General features: G+C 53.3%; 20 protein-coding genes, 1 rRNA gene, 1 pseudogene and 1 riboswitch. Of the genes and pseudogenes, 14 read left to right on the forward strand and 8 right to left on the reverse strand.

What is annotated here, in order from left to right:
• The first annotated feature begins 283 nt into the window (after positions 1–283).
• Positions 284–400, forward strand: a 5S ribosomal RNA gene (gene rrf, locus ACFPQ4_RS05980).
• Between the two features lie 239 nt (positions 401–639).
• Here the strand turns inward: rrf and ACFPQ4_RS05985 are convergent.
• From ACFPQ4_RS05985 to ACFPQ4_RS06000, 4 genes and pseudogenes are all read right to left on the reverse strand, one after another.
• Positions 640–1,584, reverse strand: coding sequence for a M15 family metallopeptidase (locus ACFPQ4_RS05985; protein ID WP_378110875.1), 945 nt, complete (start codon positions 1,582–1,584; stop codon positions 640–642).
• Between the two features lie 21 nt (positions 1,585–1,605).
• A complete protein-coding gene (locus ACFPQ4_RS05990) occupies positions 1,606–3,690 on the reverse strand; it encodes a vWA domain-containing protein (protein WP_378110962.1) in 2,085 nt (694 codons plus the stop codon).
• A 207-nt stretch (positions 3,691–3,897) separates the two neighbouring features.
• A pseudogene (locus ACFPQ4_RS05995) lies at positions 3,898–4,029 on the reverse strand (zinc-ribbon domain-containing protein); the annotation flags it as partial.
• A gap of 284 nt (positions 4,030–4,313) precedes the next feature.
• The gene (locus tag ACFPQ4_RS06000; RefSeq protein ID WP_378110876.1) at positions 4,314–4,781 is read right to left on the reverse strand and encodes a hypothetical protein; all 468 of its coding nucleotides are present in this window, start codon (positions 4,779–4,781) and stop codon (positions 4,314–4,316) included.
• Positions 4,782–5,094: 313 nt separating this feature from the next.
• Here ACFPQ4_RS06000 and ACFPQ4_RS06005 point away from each other — a divergent pair, with 313 nt between their 5' ends.
• From ACFPQ4_RS06005 to ACFPQ4_RS06020, 4 genes are all read left to right on the forward strand, one after another.
• Positions 5,095–6,015 (forward strand): DUF3895 domain-containing protein, encoded by a 921-nt coding sequence (locus ACFPQ4_RS06005; protein WP_378110877.1) that lies wholly within the window; start codon positions 5,095–5,097, stop codon positions 6,013–6,015.
• A gap of 103 nt (positions 6,016–6,118) precedes the next feature.
• A riboswitch (ZMP/ZTP riboswitch) is annotated at positions 6,119–6,197 on the forward strand.
• Positions 6,198–6,241: 44 nt separating this feature from the next.
• The gene (locus ACFPQ4_RS06010) at positions 6,242–7,090 is read left to right on the forward strand and encodes a bifunctional 5,10-methylenetetrahydrofolate dehydrogenase/5,10-methenyltetrahydrofolate cyclohydrolase (RefSeq protein WP_378110878.1); all 849 of its coding nucleotides are present in this window, start codon (positions 6,242–6,244) and stop codon (positions 7,088–7,090) included.
• A gap of 73 nt (positions 7,091–7,163) precedes the next feature.
• A complete protein-coding gene (locus ACFPQ4_RS06015; RefSeq protein ID WP_378110879.1) occupies positions 7,164–7,697 on the forward strand; it encodes a 5' nucleotidase, NT5C type in 534 nt (177 codons plus the stop codon).
• 6 nt (positions 7,698–7,703) lie between these two features.
• Positions 7,704–8,255, forward strand: a complete 552-nt coding sequence (locus ACFPQ4_RS06020) for a hypothetical protein (RefSeq protein ID WP_378110880.1) — start codon at positions 7,704–7,706, stop codon at positions 8,253–8,255.
• A 50-nt stretch (positions 8,256–8,305) separates the two neighbouring features.
• Here ACFPQ4_RS06020 and ACFPQ4_RS06025 read toward each other — a convergent pair whose 3' ends face one another.
• Complete coding sequence (locus ACFPQ4_RS06025; RefSeq protein ID WP_378110881.1) at positions 8,306–8,731, reverse strand: PH domain-containing protein; 426 nt, start codon at positions 8,729–8,731, stop codon at positions 8,306–8,308.
• A 122-nt stretch (positions 8,732–8,853) separates the two neighbouring features.
• Positions 8,854–8,979 (reverse strand): hypothetical protein, encoded by a 126-nt coding sequence (locus tag ACFPQ4_RS06030; protein ID WP_378110882.1) that lies wholly within the window; start codon positions 8,977–8,979, stop codon positions 8,854–8,856.
• A gap of 479 nt (positions 8,980–9,458) precedes the next feature.
• On the opposite strand from ACFPQ4_RS06030, the gene ACFPQ4_RS06035 reads away from it, so the two are divergent.
• From ACFPQ4_RS06035 to ACFPQ4_RS06055, 5 genes are all read left to right on the forward strand, one after another.
• Positions 9,459–10,415, forward strand: a complete 957-nt coding sequence (locus tag ACFPQ4_RS06035; RefSeq protein WP_378110883.1) for a hypothetical protein — start codon at positions 9,459–9,461, stop codon at positions 10,413–10,415.
• Between the two features lie 8 nt (positions 10,416–10,423).
• Positions 10,424–10,687, forward strand: a complete 264-nt coding sequence (locus ACFPQ4_RS06040) for a CD3324 family protein (RefSeq protein ID WP_378110884.1) — start codon at positions 10,424–10,426, stop codon at positions 10,685–10,687.
• Positions 10,688–10,733: 46 nt separating this feature from the next.
• Positions 10,734–11,006, forward strand: coding sequence for a DUF2277 domain-containing protein (locus ACFPQ4_RS06045; RefSeq protein WP_378110885.1), 273 nt, complete (start codon positions 10,734–10,736; stop codon positions 11,004–11,006).
• An 86-nt stretch (positions 11,007–11,092) separates the two neighbouring features.
• On the forward strand, positions 11,093–11,704 hold the full coding sequence (locus tag ACFPQ4_RS06050; protein ID WP_378110886.1) for a hypothetical protein: 612 nt from the start codon (positions 11,093–11,095) through the stop codon (positions 11,702–11,704).
• 201 nt (positions 11,705–11,905) lie between these two features.
• Positions 11,906–12,853, forward strand: a complete 948-nt coding sequence (locus ACFPQ4_RS06055) for an aldo/keto reductase family protein (protein ID WP_378110887.1) — start codon at positions 11,906–11,908, stop codon at positions 12,851–12,853.
• 184 nt (positions 12,854–13,037) lie between these two features.
• On the opposite strand, the gene ACFPQ4_RS06060 is transcribed toward ACFPQ4_RS06055, so the two are convergent.
• On the reverse strand, positions 13,038–13,472 hold the full coding sequence (locus ACFPQ4_RS06060) for a hypothetical protein (RefSeq protein ID WP_378110888.1): 435 nt from the start codon (positions 13,470–13,472) through the stop codon (positions 13,038–13,040).
• A gap of 286 nt (positions 13,473–13,758) precedes the next feature.
• On the opposite strand from ACFPQ4_RS06060, the gene ACFPQ4_RS06065 reads away from it, so the two are divergent.
• A complete protein-coding gene (locus ACFPQ4_RS06065; protein WP_378110889.1) occupies positions 13,759–15,039 on the forward strand; it encodes an ArsB/NhaD family transporter in 1,281 nt (426 codons plus the stop codon).
• 56 nt (positions 15,040–15,095) lie between these two features.
• Positions 15,096–15,980, forward strand: a complete 885-nt coding sequence (locus ACFPQ4_RS06070; RefSeq protein ID WP_378110890.1) for a LysR family transcriptional regulator — start codon at positions 15,096–15,098, stop codon at positions 15,978–15,980.
• A gap of 139 nt (positions 15,981–16,119) precedes the next feature.
• Here the strand turns inward: ACFPQ4_RS06070 and ACFPQ4_RS06075 are convergent, their stop codons facing one another.
• On the reverse strand, positions 16,120–16,458 hold the full coding sequence (locus ACFPQ4_RS06075) for an ArsR/SmtB family transcription factor (RefSeq protein WP_378110891.1): 339 nt from the start codon (positions 16,456–16,458) through the stop codon (positions 16,120–16,122).
• A 170-nt stretch (positions 16,459–16,628) separates the two neighbouring features.
• Between ACFPQ4_RS06075 and ACFPQ4_RS06080 the strand changes: the two genes are divergently transcribed.
• Together ACFPQ4_RS06080 and ACFPQ4_RS06085 are read left to right on the forward strand one after the other, a co-directional pair.
• Positions 16,629–17,051: a hypothetical protein gene (locus ACFPQ4_RS06080; protein ID WP_378110892.1), complete on the forward strand. Its 423-nt coding sequence runs from the start codon at positions 16,629–16,631 to the stop codon at positions 17,049–17,051.
• 73 nt (positions 17,052–17,124) lie between these two features.
• Positions 17,125–17,889, forward strand: a complete 765-nt coding sequence (locus ACFPQ4_RS06085) for a MerR family transcriptional regulator (protein WP_378110893.1) — start codon at positions 17,125–17,127, stop codon at positions 17,887–17,889.
• The last annotated feature ends 89 nt before the right edge of the window (positions 17,890–17,978 follow it).

Below are 17,978 nucleotides of genomic sequence, written 5' to 3' on the forward strand. Positions count from 1 at the left end.
GGGGTGGAAGCGCAGCAATGCGTGCAGCTGACGGGTACTAATCGGTCGAGGGCTTATCCTAATGACTAGGTAAGCTAACGATGTTTCATACACTTTCACCAATCGCTTTGATCGTATCGCCGTAACAGGCTATACGGTTCGTGCCAGCTAAAGCTGCACGATTTCGCATCCAGTTTTCAAGGCGCAAGACCCGTAACGCATTGCTTCGCAATGCTGCCTACGGTCTGCGGTTCGCCTCGACTCCGTCGAGCGACGGCGCAAGCCTTGATCTAATGACTTCTGGTCTGGTAATGATGGCGGAGGGGTTCCACGCGTTCCCATCCCGAACACGACCGTTAAGACCTCCAGCGCCGATGGTACTTGGACCGCAGGGTCCTGGGAGAGTAGGACGTCGCCAGGCAGGAGCATACGAAGAAGCACCCTTTGCGGGGTGCTTTTTTGTGTTTCAAATCGGCGGAGACGCGCATTGTAACGATCGATAACATTATCCCGTAACGCTATTCCAGCGCAAGAGCAACTTAAGGCAACAATAAGATGATGGGATAACGTTATACGCCCCTACGCCGGTCACTCATCGCGCGCGCGTAGCTGTACATCAAAAAAACGACCCCTAAGGGTCGCTTTTCGCTATAAGCGCGACTATTCCGTCGCTCCGCAGCTCTCGCTCACGTACTCGCCCAACGTCTCGTTGCTCGAGTAGATGATGCTCGCTACATCGACGCCGACATAACGATAATGCCAAGGCTCGTAGCTATAGCCGGTCTTGTCCTCTTTGTCTTCGGGATAGCTCATGATGAAACCGAACTTGTGGGCGTTCTCGGCTAACCATTTGCCTTCCGGGTCCTCGCCGAACGATTGCTGCAGCGGGCTCTTCGTTTTGTCTTTGCTATAGATATCGACAAGCTTTTTGGACGTAATGTCCATTGCCAACCCGGTTTGGTGCTCGCTATGGCCCGGAACGGCGCTGATCTTATCCGCTTCCTCCTGGCCGATGCTGTTCACGTACCGCTCGTAAACAAGCCGCTGCGTATTGTAGCTGCGGTAGCCGGAGTACGCGACGAGTTCGATCTTTTCCTTGTCCGCCGCCGCGATCAGGGTATCCAGCGCTTCGCCGGCTTGCTTAGTCAGGAGCGTCTCGTTGTATAGCGATTCTTCATCGTCCGGCTTCAGGTTTTCCGCAAGCTTCTTCTTGATGTCATAAGCCTTGGGGCTGGCGACTTGCTTCAGATCCGGCGGTACGTAGCTTTCCGCAAGCTTCGTCTTCGGATCTTTGCTTACGTACAGCGGGCAAGCCGGCATTTTGTCGCGGTGCTCATCCTTCGTGCTTTCCGAAGCTACTGGCGAAGCGGCTTGCTCAGCCTGCTCCGTTAATTCGCTAGCGGATGCGGCTGCCGAGGCGACAGGGCTCGCCGGCATCTCGCTAGGCGTGGCCGCCGGAGTCGTCGGACTTGCGTCGGCGGTTTGTTGCGGAAGCGCTGGAGGAGCGCTCAAACTTTTCACGTCGCTGCGATTGCTCGTATAGATCGAGACGATAGCAATCAGCAACACGACGAATAACGATACGATTATTTTGTTCACGGACATCTTGCTAGGCTCCTTGCTTTGTTAGCGTTCTTTCGGCGCGACACCCGGACAGTTGCCGTTCGCCTGCGTGTTGGCGTGGTCTTGACGGTCGTACTTCTCCGTATAGGTACTATCCATGTAGCAGACCGGTACCACGTTCTCTTCTTCGACGGATTGGACTTTCCAAGCTCCGTCATCGCGCACGACGTTGTACGTATAGGCGGTTTCTTTGTACGTCGTCAGCGGAGGATACGTGCCGAGCTCCGGCTTGTTCCGGTTCACGAGCACGGTCGCATCGCGTTGTACGCGCTTCTCGACCCGAAGCTGATAGAGGTCGTTCGATACTTTGTTGGCGTCTACGAGCTTATAGTCCGGAATGTTGTAGACGACGGATTCGTCGTACTTGAGATTAACAAGTCCACCGGAGCGCGAACCGGAAGACGTAATGTCTCCGTTAATTTGAGCGTCGACGATGTTGTACACCGAGTTTTTGTCTAGCGCATCTAGAGGCAAAGTGACGTACGGAACTAGCGGATCCATGGAACGGGCGTTCATCGCCTGAGACCATGCGATTTGGTACTTCTGCATCGCGTCGGATACGTCCCGATTGTCCAGCAGTTTCGGCGAGACCGCAACGGCGCCGCTCGAGTAATGGTTCGGCAAGTTGAGATTAATCGCTAGGCTGCGCTCTTTTTTGCCTGCAATCGCCGATTCGTAGGACAGGACGAATTGGTTCTTTTTGCGGTTATAGATGTCGCTGTAAATGCCGTTTAGCTGCGTAATGTCGTCCCCGAGCAAAATATATTTGCCGTTCGTCTCTTCGGCGATGCGTTGCAAATCCGAGTCTTGTTCTACTCCGATCGCATAGATCGGCACGCCCCATTGAAGCGCGTTGTTGATGACAGTGTTCGGACTCACCCAGTTCGTAGAGCCGTCGCACAGCTCGTTCTTGCCGTCGGTGAAGACGACGACGTATTTGAGCCCGTCCCTGTCGTTATAAGCGGTGTTGCTGACCGCTTGGTTAAGCGCTTCGTACAGCGCCGTGCAACCGTTCGTATACAAGCCGTTGATCGTGTTTTGGACCGAATCGATGTTTTGCGTGAAGTCGTATTGCTGAATATTCGACTCGTCCGAGAATTGCATCAAGCCGACAACGTCGTTCGCGCCGAATTCCGCCTGGCTTAAGAAGGAGGTTGCCGCCGTTTGGACGCGCGCGAGCTTGTCGTCCTCTTCCATGCTGCCGCTGACGTCGATGACCAGGTTAGTGCTGATCGACTGCGGAAGCTGCGCCAGCTTGCCGAAGGTAACGTTGCTAGGCGCGGTGCCGTCTTCCGTGATCGATACGGCGGACTGAGCCCCATCAAAGTCCTCGAGGGGATTGTCGTTCGAGTCGTATAGCGAGAAATACACGTTAACCTTCGGATATTGATCGGTATTGTAGCTCAGGTCGCCGATCGTCACGGCGGATTGCTCCGGCGATTGATAGGAGCCGGACAGCTTGCTGCCTGCGATATCAAGCTCGACGATGCGGGTTTCGCCGCTTGGCGGGTTGCTGTTCGTTACGGACGTTACGTAGACGATATTCAGCGCCTTTGCGTTCGCGCTCCCGTGTTTCTCTTTAATGGACTGAGGCTGACCGCGCTCGGTAATCGCAACCTTGGCGTCCGCGATCGCGCTGTCGTCGTATGCACCATGAACTCCCACTATCAAGGTAATGGTCGGATAGGCCGACGAGTCTACGCTATCGAGCGTGAAGGACATATCCGAAGCGACGGCCACTTCGGCCGCCGACGATGTTGCGGATGCCGCGGCGGATGGCGGGGAGTCGATGACTGCCTCGGTAGATTGGTCTTTGAGAATAACGCCTGAGAAATAAAGCCCGGCGAACACGACTAGTAGCAAAGCAACGCCTGCGATCGAAGCATACAGCCAGTTGAATTTCCGGGACGCGGCAGGCGCGTCGGAAGATTCCAGCGGTAAGGCGATGGCAGCGGCTACTTCTGCGTCCGATTGCGCTTGCGCGGTCGGCATAGGCTGACCAGGCAACGGAGACGGGGCCTGATACGTCTGTGCGAACGGCGTAGGTTGAGGCGACTGCGTATACGGCATAGGCTCGGGTGTCGGCATTATTATCGCCGTCGGCTCAGATGGCAAAGGAGGCGTAGGCGTTATAGGCGGCAACGGCGAATTCGGCGGAAAGAATGCGGTCGGAGGCTGCATCGGCAGAGGCGGTTGAACCGGCAATGGCGATGGCGGCGTCCACTGGGCAGGCTGCTGCGGTTGCTGAGGCTGCTCAGGCGTTGCGCCGTTCGATTGGCGGGCACCGCATCGGGCGCAAAATGCCGTCCCAGGTCTTACTTCCTCTCCGCATTGCTTACAGCTGTCGGGCTTTGGAAGCGATGAGCCGCATCCCTTACAGAACCTGGCGTTCGGATCATTATGCGATCCGCATTGGCTACAGTACATGGTCGTCTTTCCATCCTCTCATTCTACTGAACGGAAGAAATGCTTGGTCTAGGTGAGGTTGTCCAGTTGTGTGGTGTCGGAGTATTCGGAGATGCGTATTTTCCTGCAATGTAAATGTTTAGGAAGTGTGCGAATCTTCTATTATTCTACACGCTTTCCGACAGATTTCAACAAAATCAATAGGAAAAATAAGGCTCGCGTCATAGATCCAGAGTAACAACAAACCCACCTCCATGTCATTAACCGGAAGGTGGGTAGGCGTTGGCATTCAATATTCGGCTAGGTTATTCCGCTTCGGGAGCGATTGTGCTTCTAAAAGAGACCGGCCTCCATAGCGACTCGGCTTGTCGAGCCCCTGCCAGCACGGCGATCAAGCCCGCGATAGACAGCATGACGGATAAGGGGGCGGCCCACAGGTTCGGTTGCGCGACGAAGAACGGAATAATGGAGACGGCGAGAATCGGAGGCGCGTTCCAACGGAACCGATGGATCAGCCATCCGACGAAGAGCGTATCGGCCAGTAACCCGATAACGCCGGGACTCGCCGCGTGCAGCAACGTTCCGATGGCCGAGCCTATCGTCGCTCCGGCCATTACGCGGCCGGCTTCCTTCATATCGAACTCGCGCGATGCCAACAAGAAGCTGAACGCGCCGAGCGTCGGATAGAACAGAGCATGCATGGACGGCAGATGCGATGAAATCCAGTAAATCAATACGATATATAAGCTGATCAATACGAGCTTGATGTTCATAATAGATTGTTCTCCTGTGAGAGTAAGTTAAAGTACACAAATTAGAGTGTAATTCTGATCTACGCAGTCGTCAATATTCGTCAAAAAATTCTGGCAGGAATACAGGCTAACGTTGTGGAACATGTGAAGGAGCATATCCTTGGATCTGCTCTTTCGTTGATCTATATGCCGAGGCGCGTAACACCGCAACTTGTCTAACGGAAGCGACAGCCTCTATTTAAAACCGACTTTTCCGCATGAATAAGGGCCGTGGCAACCGTTAGAATAGACTTGCGCGGTTGTTAGCGTCGTAACGCCTACGAAGGAGCTAGCTATGTTAATTCTATCGGTGCAAGAACGCGATGCGATCATGGAGAGCTTGAGCGCGGAGCAACGGGATTTTCTAACGAAACAATTGAACCGTAGCCGCCGGACGAGCTTCGCGAACGCGATGGCGCGCGACAAGGGCTTCCATATACCGGACAACACGAATCCGGAAGACATCGAGTTTTTGCTTTCTGATTGGATTTATACGGGCTATATCGACGCGGGATGCGTCTCGCCAGAGCTACGCTGCGAATGCGGTCGGCAACTGCGCTACCAGCATCAGGTGGACAATAAAGCGACCGGAGAGACAAAGAAGTTTGGCATCGAGCATCTGAAGGAGCATCTCGGGATTGACGCGGAAGTCGTAGCTGCGGTGAAAAAAGGGTTCGACGCGATCGACTACGAGCTGGACGAGCTCCTGCTCAAAGTGAAGAACGGCTGGCAGAACGATCCTGAGATCGTCGGCCGCGGTAATCTTCCAGAAGACGTGCGCATGCATGTGAGTCACGGCCTGCCCTTGCTCAATAGGCAGTTGGCCAAGCTAAGGCATGTCGCGCCTCCCCGTCGTGCCGAGTCTATTCCGATACAACGCGTCGTGCCCGTAGCGGAACCGCCTGCTCCGGTGGATCTCTTCAGCTGGAATGCGCAAGAAGACACGCATGAGAACGCACAAGAAGATACGGCGCTCCCTGTCGGGATGGAGCTGGACGACAGATGGCATGCGCCGGTTCTCGAATATGTCGGCCGCGGTATTCGCAGCGCTAGGGTGATCTGTGATCTGCTCATTCAAGAGAAGGGTGCGGCGGATGTTCGGTTTCTTACGGGAAAGCCGAGGTTCTATCCTCAGGTGTGCCTATTCATCGAATCGAAATATCCGGATTGCGCGGTGACGACGAACGGCACGGAAGATCGGCTATACAATATATAAGCAATCAATTATTCAATAATATCGACGATGCGAAAGAAGCCGATTGTTCGATAACGGTATTGATCGACGAAGCCTGTTGGGCTTACAATGGTAGCAACTGAATACGGCCGTGCGTAACTGGCGAACGCGGATGACCGCGAGGGAGCGCACGGCGTCACGAGCCGTACGCCTGGGCAGAGGTAAGGGAACATCCCTTGCCTCTTTCTATTTACCGGGAGGGATTGGGATGAGCGAACAAGTCACGATCTTGGATGGCGTGGCCGTTGCGCGTAACATGAGATCCGAGTTGCAGACGAGAGTGGAGGAGTTGGCGAAGCAGGGCATTACACCATGTCTGGCTACGATACTCGTCGGCGACGATCCGGCATCGGCTACGTACGTGAGAATGAAGGGCAACGCCTGCGAACGCCTCGGCATCCGTTCGAAGCGGGTTACCTTGCCGAGCGCAACGACAACCGAAGAGTTGCTACGGGTCATCGGCGAACTGAATGACGATCCGCTCGTTCACGGTATTCTGTTGCAGCACCCCGTGCCGGAGCATATTGATGAACGAGAAGCCTTCGAACGCATTAAGCTGGGGAAAGACGTCGACGGCGTAACGACGCTCGGCTTCGGAAGAACCGCGTTCGATCTGCCGAGCTACGCACCTTGCACGCCGCAAGCGATTCTATCGATCTTGGACGCGTACGAAGTGCCGCTGGAAGGCAAGCATGCGGTCGTCATCGGCCGTAGCCCGATTCTGGGTAAGCCCGTCTCGCTCATGCTGCTCAACCGGAACGCGACGGTGACGATCTGCCATTCGAAAACACAGCATCTTGCTTCGATCGTGAAGACGGCGGATATCGTCGTCGCGGCGGTTGGCAAGCCGCGGTTCGTTCAAGGCTCGTGGATCAAGCAGGGCGCGGTCGTATTGGATGCAGGTTACAATCCCGGCAACGTTGGCGATGTGGACTATGAGGCTTGTCTGCCCCATGTCAGCGCGATTACTCCGGTTCCGGGAGGCATCGGCCCGGTGACGATCGCGACGCTACTCCGCAATACGGTACATGCCGCCGAGTCCGAACTAAATCGATAACGAAGTTGACAGAATCGTTAACGGCATTACAAAATTATGACATTAATAATCAGCAGGGGCAGGCGAGGTTAGCATGCAAAGAATCGCGATCGATATGGACGAAGTTATTGCGGAATTTTCGACTAAGCATCTGGAGTTGTTTAATCGCACTTTTAACGAACAAGTTACGATGGAGGAGCTGCACGGCAAGAAGCTCAGAGACCTTCGGCCGGAGTTGGCTCACGAAATCTTCGAATTGATCCTAATGCCGGATTTTTTCCGAGATTTGAATCCAATACCGCACAGCCAAGAGGTTATCAAAGAGCTATCGGAGTCGTACGAAATCTTCATTGCCACTGCGGCGATGGAGGTTCCTACGTCCTTCACGGCCAAGTACGAATGGTTGAAGGAGCATTTCGGGTTCCTTAACGAGATGAACTTCGTATTTTGCGGAGATAAGAGCATCATTCGCGCCGACTATCTGATCGACGACAATACGAGGCATTTCAAGGGCTTCGAGGGCCAGAGCATTCTATTTACGGCGAACCACAATAAAAATGAAACGGGATACGTACGCGTGAACGATTGGTTGGAGGTCAGAGATTATTTCAAAGGGCTGGCGCGATGATCGGGATTGAGCTTTAAGCTGCCGAGAACGAATCGGACGGGGGCGATGGGCGTGTTCAGTGGGAAAAAGCTTGTCGTGCTGCTTACGGCCGTCATCGTAATCGGGGTGTCGTTCGCCGTGTATTTTTCCATGGATGCTCGGCTACATTTTCAGGATATCAATAAGCAATTACGGATGGACGGGATCCGGCTGGATATGCCCGAGCAAGACGTGATCGATCGATGGGGACAGGGGACGAATCAGGAAGGGTTCGGCGGGCACTTCAGAACGTACGAGGATCATAAGGTCGAGTTGGGATTCTCGGACGATTCCGAAAGCTCCTGTTATCGCTCCGTGTGCAATATTGTCTCGTCGAACGCGGACTACTCGATTTATGACATTAAGATTCAAGACGACATCGCGTCATCGGAAATGCAGCTTTGGGAGCGAGGCTTCAAGAGCGTGGAGAATCACCTCTATCGGCAAGACGAATTTTATATCTCGTTGCAGGGCGACAGCATTGTAGAGAAGATTCAGGTCTGGTTCTCGGATAAGGATCTGCAGGATCGGGAGTATTAGAGGGATACAAAAAGACCGTCTTCGCAGACGGTCGTTGGCGATAGTCGAGATTAGGCGTTCAATCTCTTGTTATTCTGGTGGGCGATGGTCATGAGCGCGACGTAGATGGGCTGAACGTTGAACTTTTTGCCGAATTCGAACTTATAGGTGGCCGTGCTTACGTTATTGGTTTTGAAATAGGGCGAAGTAATGTAGTGAATCGTAACTTCGCTATCGTCGAAGCCCGTACCCGCCGTTTCCATCGTCACTTCATAGATCGAGTTAAGGTGAATGGACGCGACCCTCGTTTTCTTGCCCGTCACGCCCTGATGATCAACGAGAATTAATCTTTCGTCGGTGAACATGAACGAATCGCGAACGAGCTTGAAGCCCATTAGGATTTTTTCTTGAGGCATGAGGTAAGCGCCGTACTGAGCGGTAAGCTCTTGTACGGATACTTCGGAATAGTTATTGAGCAGGCCGCTGAACAATCCCATTCAAGTGCCCTCCTAGAGGAAAATGACGTACGATTCGATAGCTTGTTGACAAATCCTGCATTCCCGAACTGGAAAATAAACAACCCGCCTCGCGTTTATTCCGATGAGACGGGTTGTTGTCGTTACCGCGTCATCGAGACGGAAGCGTATTGCGCGCGGATCCGGTCGCAGACGCGCTGAAGCTTACCCTTCAGCTGCGCGGACCAATCCGGCGACTGCTCGGCATCGAAACGCGATATCCATTCCATACCAGTGAACCATGTCATCGTCGAAGTCGATGGCGCAATAGCGCGACTCCTCAGCTACGTAGAACATATTATCGATCTCGTAATCGTAGTGGACGAGACCGATGTGACCTGCGCCGGTTGGCAATGCGAGCAGCTGCAAGCGACTGCAGAAGGCCGTCCTCGCGCGGCTCCCGTTTTAATTCAGACTTGATGGATGCGATTGCGTCCTCCCAGCTTCTTGGCGCGCCGGACCGGCGCTACCTTCGCATAGCCCCGATCAAGCAAATAAAGCATGTTGCCAAAGCTGAATCATTCGGTTGGCCGGAGCGTGCGTTGCCGTTCCTCGAACCATGTTTCTTAAGAGCATCGTGCTTCCCTCGCGAAAGATTATCGGATACGTTTCCAAATTTGGCAATGAGATTTTTTATAAAAAAGTTCGAACTATCGCCTCCATTGGATATGTGGCATGCTTGAAGTGCGAAGAGATGGAGGGAACTACGTTGAACGATACCCGACTGCTGTACCGAGAAGTTCGAATGGACGATGATTTCGAGGCAATGGAGCAATTAAGCTATAAGACGATCGCACGAGCGGGCCTGCTGAGGCCTGGCATGTCCTATCGTCGTACTAACTTTAAAGGCTTGCTATTTCCGGAAACGGACGATTCTCGCGGGGATATTCTTAAACATCTACCCTATTACGGCTTCGTGGCAGAACGCAATGGTTGTCTTGTAGCACTAATGACCGTGGGTATCTCCCCGGATACTCACAACGGATATGTGCATTTTGGATGTGACGATGAGCGAGAAGAAAAGATGGTTTCCGGGTTATTAACGATGTGTATGGATGTCGTTAAGCGGCATGGGGGCAACAAGTTATTCAAAGGTACGCTGCTGCAGCCGGGGCAAATTCGTAATGAGGAGTTTAAGCTGTGGGAGCGTGAAGGGTTCGTTACCGATGGTTATTACCATGTCATGATGGCTAATGATCGATTCCGTGAATGGAATGGTCCTGATCGTCTACTCATGGACGATATCGCATTCGCAGACATAGCGGACATCGCGCGTATCTTCGATATCTTGGATGAGGATCGGGAATATTACTTGGCCGAAGAGTACCGTTCTCAGTATCCGGACATCGGGCCGAATCATTTGTTCTTTACGTTGAAGGATAATAGGGATGGCGAGATTAAAGCAGTTTCCTATTGCAAGATATGGGAGCATCGTGGTGATGCTCTGACCGTTGCGTTCGGTGTTCATTTTCGACCCCAATACGAGATTTCTAGGGAAGATACGAGGCGATTCATTACCGCAACATTAGCTGCAATTAAACAAATGAAGGCCGAGAGGGTTTGGTTGCGCGCATCTTCTCGTCACTTCACGACAATTGTGCTGCTTGCATCGGAAGGCTTCGACTTCCTCTCGCCGCATGAAATTCAGCTAGTAAAGTCCATATAGGTGACCCGATGGGAAAATACAAGAACGCTAAGGATATTTTGCCGCAGAGCTTAGTGGAAGAAATCCAGAAATATATACAAGGTGGCCACCTCTACATCCCGCAGACGCAACGCAAGGCTTGGGGAACGAAAACGGGAATCAGAGAAGAACTGAAGGAGCGCAATGCTCTGATCGTAAACTCGTTCCAACTAGGGGCGACCGTAACCGAGCTGGCTTTGCGGTTTTGTCTGAGCGAGGAGAGAATACGAGGAATTATCTATGGAGAAGAGTAAGGCAGGCATTATAATAATTGAAAATGGGAATAGTGGAGTGAGCGCGATGTGCAGAAACATTAAAACGCTACATAATTTCAACCCGCCGGCGACGGAAGACGAGATCCAAGCGGCGTCGCTTCAATTCGTGAGGAAGCTGTCGGGCTTTAACGCGCCATCGAAAGCGAACGAAGAAGCGTTCCGTCTCGCGATCGAGGAAGTTACCGCAGCGGCGCGCAAGTTGTTGGACTCGCTCGTGACGAACGCGCCGGCTAAAGATCGAGAGGTTGAATTGCAGCGCGCGAAGGCGCGGTCGGTGAAGAGGTTCGGCAAGGCATGAGACGGGGCGGGCGTTCTCGTTGCCGAGAACGATAGAACCGGATCCCAAGCGCCTTCGTCTAATCGTTAGATGGAGGAGGCTTACTTATGTACAAATGGATAAATCTACTGGTCGTAGGCGCCGTTGTTGTCGGCTTGTCGGCGGCATGTGGCACGGCAAACTCGAACCAATCGCCGGTAGCCGAGGCGGCGAGCGTAACGGCTTCGGATACGATAACGTCGGAGGAGATGCCGACGGCGGAGCCCGCCCCGGCTCCGAGCGACACGATGTCCGAGGAAGCTCAAGCATCGGATGGCGGTCAGTCGCAAGAGCAAGAGCTTACTAAGATGCGCATCTCGTTGTTAGAACGGGCGCTTGGAGCCAAATCTGCGGAGCAAGCGGTCAAGACGTTGGCTGAAGCGCGACGCACGCGCAACGGAGCAATGGAGTACGCCGTACTCGATCCGACGACTCGCGAGCAACAGCGTAAGACGTTCGAGGAACTGAATTGGGTTACCGGAGTATCCAGTCCATGGATCGCGCGTTACCGGATCGGCAAGGGCGTCAAGCAAGACGACGGCAGCGTGCGTTATCCGGTACAATTCGATTACCGTACGTCCACGGATGCGGATCGCGAGGTAGATTGGTCGAAAATTAAACCGACCTATGTTACGGTGCGCAAGGACGAAGAGTTCTGGTATGTGACGAAAGTGGTATAGCGCGCGAAGCCGGCTTTCCCGCGAAGCCGGCTGATTTTGCGAACGAAGGAAGCTCGGTATCGGTTGACAGCGGATAAGCGACTTGATACGCTTACGACAGAGTGAACGCGCGTTCGCGGAGAGCTTTTACGCACAATGAACACGCGTTTACAGACAGACGTTCAAGGACGTCATCCCTATAATATGCATGGAGGTATACGAATGAAGTATCGGAAATTAGGTAACACCGGCCTGCAAGTGAGCGAGATCAGCTTAGGCAGTTGGTTAACGTACGGCAATTCGGTCGGTACGGATATCGTAGCGCAATTAACGAACCGCGCGTTCGAGCTGGGCATTAACTTCTTCGATACGGCTAACGTCTACGAGCGCGGAGAAGCGGAGCTGTTGCTCGGCCAAGCGCTGAAACAACATAAGCGCGATTCGTACGTCGTAGCGACCAAAGCTTACTGGCCGATGGGCGACGGACCGAACGATCGCGGCTTGTCGCGCAAGCACGTGTTCGAACAGGTGCATGCGAGCTTGAAGCGGCTGCAAATGGACTACGTCGATATTTTCTACTGTCACCGCTATGATCCTAATACGCCCGTAGAAGAGACGCTTCGCACGATCGAGGATCTCGTTCGTCAAGGCAAAATACTGTACGTCGGCGTGAGCGAGTGGACGGCGGCACAAATCCAAGAGGGACTTCGCGTATCGGACAAATACTTGCTCGACCGCATCGTCGTTCATCAGCCGCAATACAGCATGTTTTATCGGAATATCGAGCAAGAAACGATTCCGGTGAGCGAGAAAAACGGCATTTCGCAAGTCGTGTTCTCTCCGCTCGCGCAAGGCGTGCTGACGGGCAAATACCGTCTCGGTCAGCAAATTCCGCAAGACAGCCGCGCGAACGACGCAAAGTCGAACATGTGGATCAAGAACTTCCTGACGGAGGAGCACCTGACGAAGGTCGAGAAGCTGATCGCCTTATCGCAAGAGCTGGGCATCACGCTATCGCAGCTGGCGATCGCTTGGGTGCTGCGCCATGGCAGCGTGGCAAGCGCGCTCGTCGGAGCGACGAAGATCGAACAGCTCGAGCAGAACGCCAGCGCGTCCGGAGTGACTTTGTCGGCTGATGCGATTCAGAAGATCGATGAAATTTTAGCTTAAATAGGGAATGTGGGCATTGGCGGGCATCCGACTTCGGTTGGGTGCCTGTTTTGTTGTCTTGCAATAGCCCGAGACGGGGCTGTATCAGACCAACGGGCGTACGCTTTTCCGCGAACATAGCTCATACCATGACAAAACCCCGACGCGCGGAAGCGTCGGGGTTTACATTTGATGCGATTAATAATTAAGCCGCTTTACTCGCATTCGCTGCTACAGCGCCTTTATCTTTAACGACGTTAGAGATGAAGAGAACGATTGAAGCGATGAATGCAAGATAAAGTCCATATCCCGCGGTTACGGTGAATAGCCAGTCTTCGAACGCGTTTTTGAGGATGACGATCATTAGAAGCGACATCAAGGTGGAAATAATGCCGAACGTAATGCCCGCAACTCTGGATTTTCTAAGGAGCAGCGTTAAGAGACCCAATGCCGGAACGATAGAGAAGAACAATCCTACGGCTTTTATGCCTTCTACATCCCACGACACGCCGGTCGTAATCATTTTGAAGGGGCTGACGCTCAAGCTGAGAAAGCCGTCGCCTAGCTTCATGTAAGGCAGGAAGATGGAGATCAGGATAACTGCGGCGCTGATGAGTCTGACTTTTACGAGCGTGCTCATTGTGGGGTGATTCCTCCGTTTATATGTACGAGATTATGTGTATGTACAGGGAATATATCCCACACTATATACAAGAAATAATATTAGTAGGTTTGAAGGAATTTGTCGATACCTTTTTAGGTATTTGGGAGTAGGTATGCTCCGTATGGTTCTCAGAACAACGTTAGCGATTGCCAATGCTTATTTATCGGGGTATAATGGAAATAACCGAATACTTTAACGCAATCTGGAGGAGCCTGTCACTGACGGGCTCTTTTTGCGTTTTTTCAGGGAGGATGGGTGGACAATGGATCAGCAAGCATATGTGGCAATCGGTATTTTTCTCGTTATCTACGGTATCGTTATTTCGGAGGCGATCCACCGAACGATCGCGGCAATGATCGGCGGCGTGCTCATGGTAGTTGTCGGCATCGTCGACCAGCACGAAGCGCTGGCGCATATCGACTTTAACACGCTGGGCTTGCTCGTCGGCATGATGATAATCGTGTCGATAACGGCGGAGACCGGTCTATTCAAGTGCATCGCCGTCTGGGCGGCGCAGAAGGCGAAGGGAAATCCGGTAAGTATTCTTCTATCATTGGCGCTCATCACGGCGGTCGGGTCGGCTTTCTTGGATAACGTGACGACCGTGCTGCTCATGGTTCCCGTCACCTTCAGCATCACGCGTCAATTGCAGGTGCCGCCGATCCCGTATATCCTTACGCAGATTATCGCTTCTAACGTAGGCGGGACGGCGACGCTCATCGGCGATCCGCCGAACATTATGATCGGCAGCGCGGTGAAGGAGCTGACCTTCATGGCGTTCATAAACAATCTGGCTCCGATCGCCGTCATTATTATGATCGTATATCTCCCGCTGTTCGTCATGCTCTACCGCAAACAGCTTCATACGACCCCGCAGCTGAAGCAGCGGATAATGGATATAGAGGCGCGCGGGCTTATATTGGATCGTAAGCTGCTCGTTCAATGCTTGGTGGTACTCGGGTTAACGATACTTGGCTTCTTCCTACATCAGACGCTACATCTGGAATCTGCTACGGTCGCCTTGGCGGGAGCCTTCTTGTTGCTGTTATTAACCGGGGAGCATGCGATGGAGCGCGCCTTCACGAAGGTGGAGTGGGCGACGATCTTCTTCTTCGTCGGTTTGTTCGTGCTTGTATCGGGGTTGATCGAGACCGGGGTTATCGCCGAACTCGCTGCGCGAGCGATTGATCTGACGGGCGGCAACGTAGCGGCGGCTTCCATGCTCATTTTATGGTTTAGTGCGATCGCCTCGGCCTTCCTCGACAATATTCCGTTCGTCGCAACGATGATCCCTTTGATTCAAGAGATGGGTCACAGCGGCATCGACAATCTAGAACCGCTCTGGTGGAGCTTGGCGATCGGCGCTTGCCTCGGCGGGAACGGCTCTCTGATCGGAGCAAGCGCCAACCTGATCGCGGCGGGATTGTCTGCGAAAGAAGGTCATCCGATTCGGTTCGTCGCCTATTTGAAAATCGGTTTTCCGCTCATGCTGCTTTCGATCGTGCTGGCTAGCGGATATGTGTATGTGAGGTATCTGTTATAAAAATGGGTTATCATTAAAGCCAGATAACGGAGGGCGGAGTAGGAGGAAGCGACTAGATGGAACTCACGTATTTAAAAACATTCCGGGAAGTAGCGAAGTCCGGGAGCTACACTCGGGCAGCCGAGACGCTCGGCTATGCGCAGTCGAGCGTGACGACGCAGATTCAGAAGCTGGAGGCGGCTTACGGCGCGGTATTGCTGGAGCGTTACGGCAGAGGAATGAAGCTGACGCTGGCCGGGGAGACGCTGCTGCAGTATGCGGACGAAATCGCCAGGCTGCACGAAGAGTCTAAGGAAGTCGTATCGAAGCAGTCGAAGGGGACGTTGTCCGTCGGTACGATCGAGACGATGGCGGCGTTCTACTTGCCTCCGTACTTGCAAGCATACCGCAAGCAATTTCCGGACATTAACGTGACGCTGCAACCGGGCAACGAGCCTTATATTATCGAAGAGGTTAAGGAAGGCTCGCTGGACGTGGGCATCATCCTCGATCCTCCGTTTTCCGATCCGGAGCTACATACGGTCGTACTTAGGGAAGAGCAACTCGTCATCATCGCGCATCCGGATCATCGGTTCGGCGGACTGAGCGAAGTTCGTCTGGAAGACCTGGAGAACGAATCGCTCATTTTGACGGAGGACGGATGTACCTACAGGGCGATGCTGCTGAAGCTGTTGCGGAGCGGGCAAGTCGGTTACCAGCTCGCTTATGAGTTCGGCAATCTGGAAGCGATCAAGCAGTGCGTAATTTACGGTCTCGGCGTTGCGCTGCTGCCTCGCATCGCGGTTGCCGAAGCCGTTCGCCAAGGTCTCGTAAGCGCGACTCCGTTCGTTCATCCCGAGTGCAGGTTTTATACCCAATTAATCTATGCGAAGCGAAAATGGCAATCGGCGGCGTTCAAAGGTTTCGTGACGCTGCTGGGCGAAGGCGAAGCGACTGCCTAATCCAAATATGAACGACAAGACCACCGAAGCGGGAATAGACGCTCGGTGGTCTTGTTTATCGTGTTGTATGCGTTGAATGGTGTGAAGCTTTGCGGTCCTCCCTCAATAAGATGTGGTTGATCCGCGTTCATTGGCTGAGTTATTCGTTGCTTCCGTCGGTAGGCGGCGTTGCCTGCAGCATTTGCAAATAGTCGTCCAGTCGGTCGAAGCGCTCTTCCCACAATCGGCGGAACGATTCGATCCATGTGTCCAACTCCCGAAAAGGTTGCGGGCGAAGCTGGTAGATGCGCCGTTGGGCGATCGGTCGTACTTCAACGATTCCGGCTTCGCTTAACACGCGAAGATGCTTTGATACTTGCGGTTGTTGCAGACGAAGTTCATCGGCAATCTCGCCGACGGGACGAGGGCCGGTGCGCAGCAATTCGACGATGTGTAATCGGTTGGGCTCTGCTAGAGCGCTTAAGGTCGCTGTGTTCATGTCTTTAATTTACCCATTCGACAATATTCCTGTCAAGGAATATATAGTGCGAAATTGGGGATAAATTATTGCAATCGAACAACAACTATTGTGGGCTTCGTCTCGTCTAACTATTTTAGGAAAAGATTGGATGGAGGCGTGTAACGGATCGCCGTGGCGAATATGACCGATTGGCGAGCATAACGAACCGTTATACGGGTTTGCTGGAACAAGCTTTAGGCTTAACGGAAGGAAGTCATTCTGATATTCATGTAGATGACAAGGAACTGAAAGCTCTTTTCTCGGATCAAGCGTTGGGCAATCCCGGCTTCAAGCGATTGCAAGGCGACTTCGCCAAGAGCGCGGCGGACGGCAATCCGTCGCGGGCTTTCGCTTGGGCGCCGATCCATGCGGAGTTCGTGTCTCCCGATACGATCCGGTTCACATTCACGTTAAACTTGTGGTACGCGATCGGCCTCGCCGCGCATCTCGAGGTCGAGCTCAAGCAGGAGGACGGCGTGTGGAAGTTCCATGATTTCGGAACGCTGGAGACGGAGAAGATGGAAGGCGTGCAAGGCTATAATGGACTACTAATTAAAGATCCGCTCGTTTAATGACGATATTCGAAAATAACCGTTTGACATTGACGTTACGTCAAGGTGTACCGTTGGCTTAGGGGGTGACGGCATGGAGTATACGGTACAGAAGCTATCGAAGCTGGCGGGAATCAGCGCGCGCACGCTGCGCTATTACGACGGAATCGGCATACTGAAGCCGGCCAGGACGAACTCGTCGGGTTACCGCATTTACGGCGCGAAGGAAGTCGAGCGGCTGCAGCAAATTATGTTTTACCGCGAGCTTGGCGTTCCGCTGGATACGATCAAGGACATCGTGACCCATCCGGCGTTCGACGGAGCCGCCGCCCTGAAGGAGCATCGCGAGCAGCTTCTCGAGAGAAGAAGCCAGCTGGATCTGCTCATTGCGAACGTGGAGAAGACGATCGCGTTAACGGAAGGGAGATTAACGATGAGCGACCAAGAAAAGTTCGAAGGCTTCAAGCAAAGTTTGATCGACGAGAACGAACGGAAGTACGGCAAAGAAATTCGCGAGAAATACGGCGATGACGTCGTGGCTAAGTCGAATGCCAAGCTCCATAACATGACGGAAGCGCAATATGCCGAGGTTACCAAGCTGGGCGAAGAGCTTGCGACGACTTTGGCCGATGCGTATCGCACGGGCGACCCGGCAGGCGAATTGGCGCAGCAAGCCGCCGAGCTGCACAAGCGTTGGCTCCTGTATTATTGGCCTTCGTACAGCCCGGAAGCGCATGCGGGACTCGCGCAGATGTACGTCGACGACGAGCGGTTCACGGCATACTACGACAAGGAACAGCCGGGAACGGCGGAATTTTTGAGGGATGCGATTCAGATTTACACGGGGCAAAAATCGTAATTGGCAACATAAGGCCGGGCGAACTCCTCTTGCAGGAGAACAACCCGGCCTTATAATTATCGTTAGAGTGGTTATGCTAGTGATAGAGT

The sequence above is a fragment of the Cohnella yongneupensis genome, assembly GCF_042655785.1.
In the GTDB taxonomy this organism is placed as follows: Bacteria; Bacillota; Bacilli; order Paenibacillales; family Paenibacillaceae; genus Cohnella; species Cohnella yongneupensis.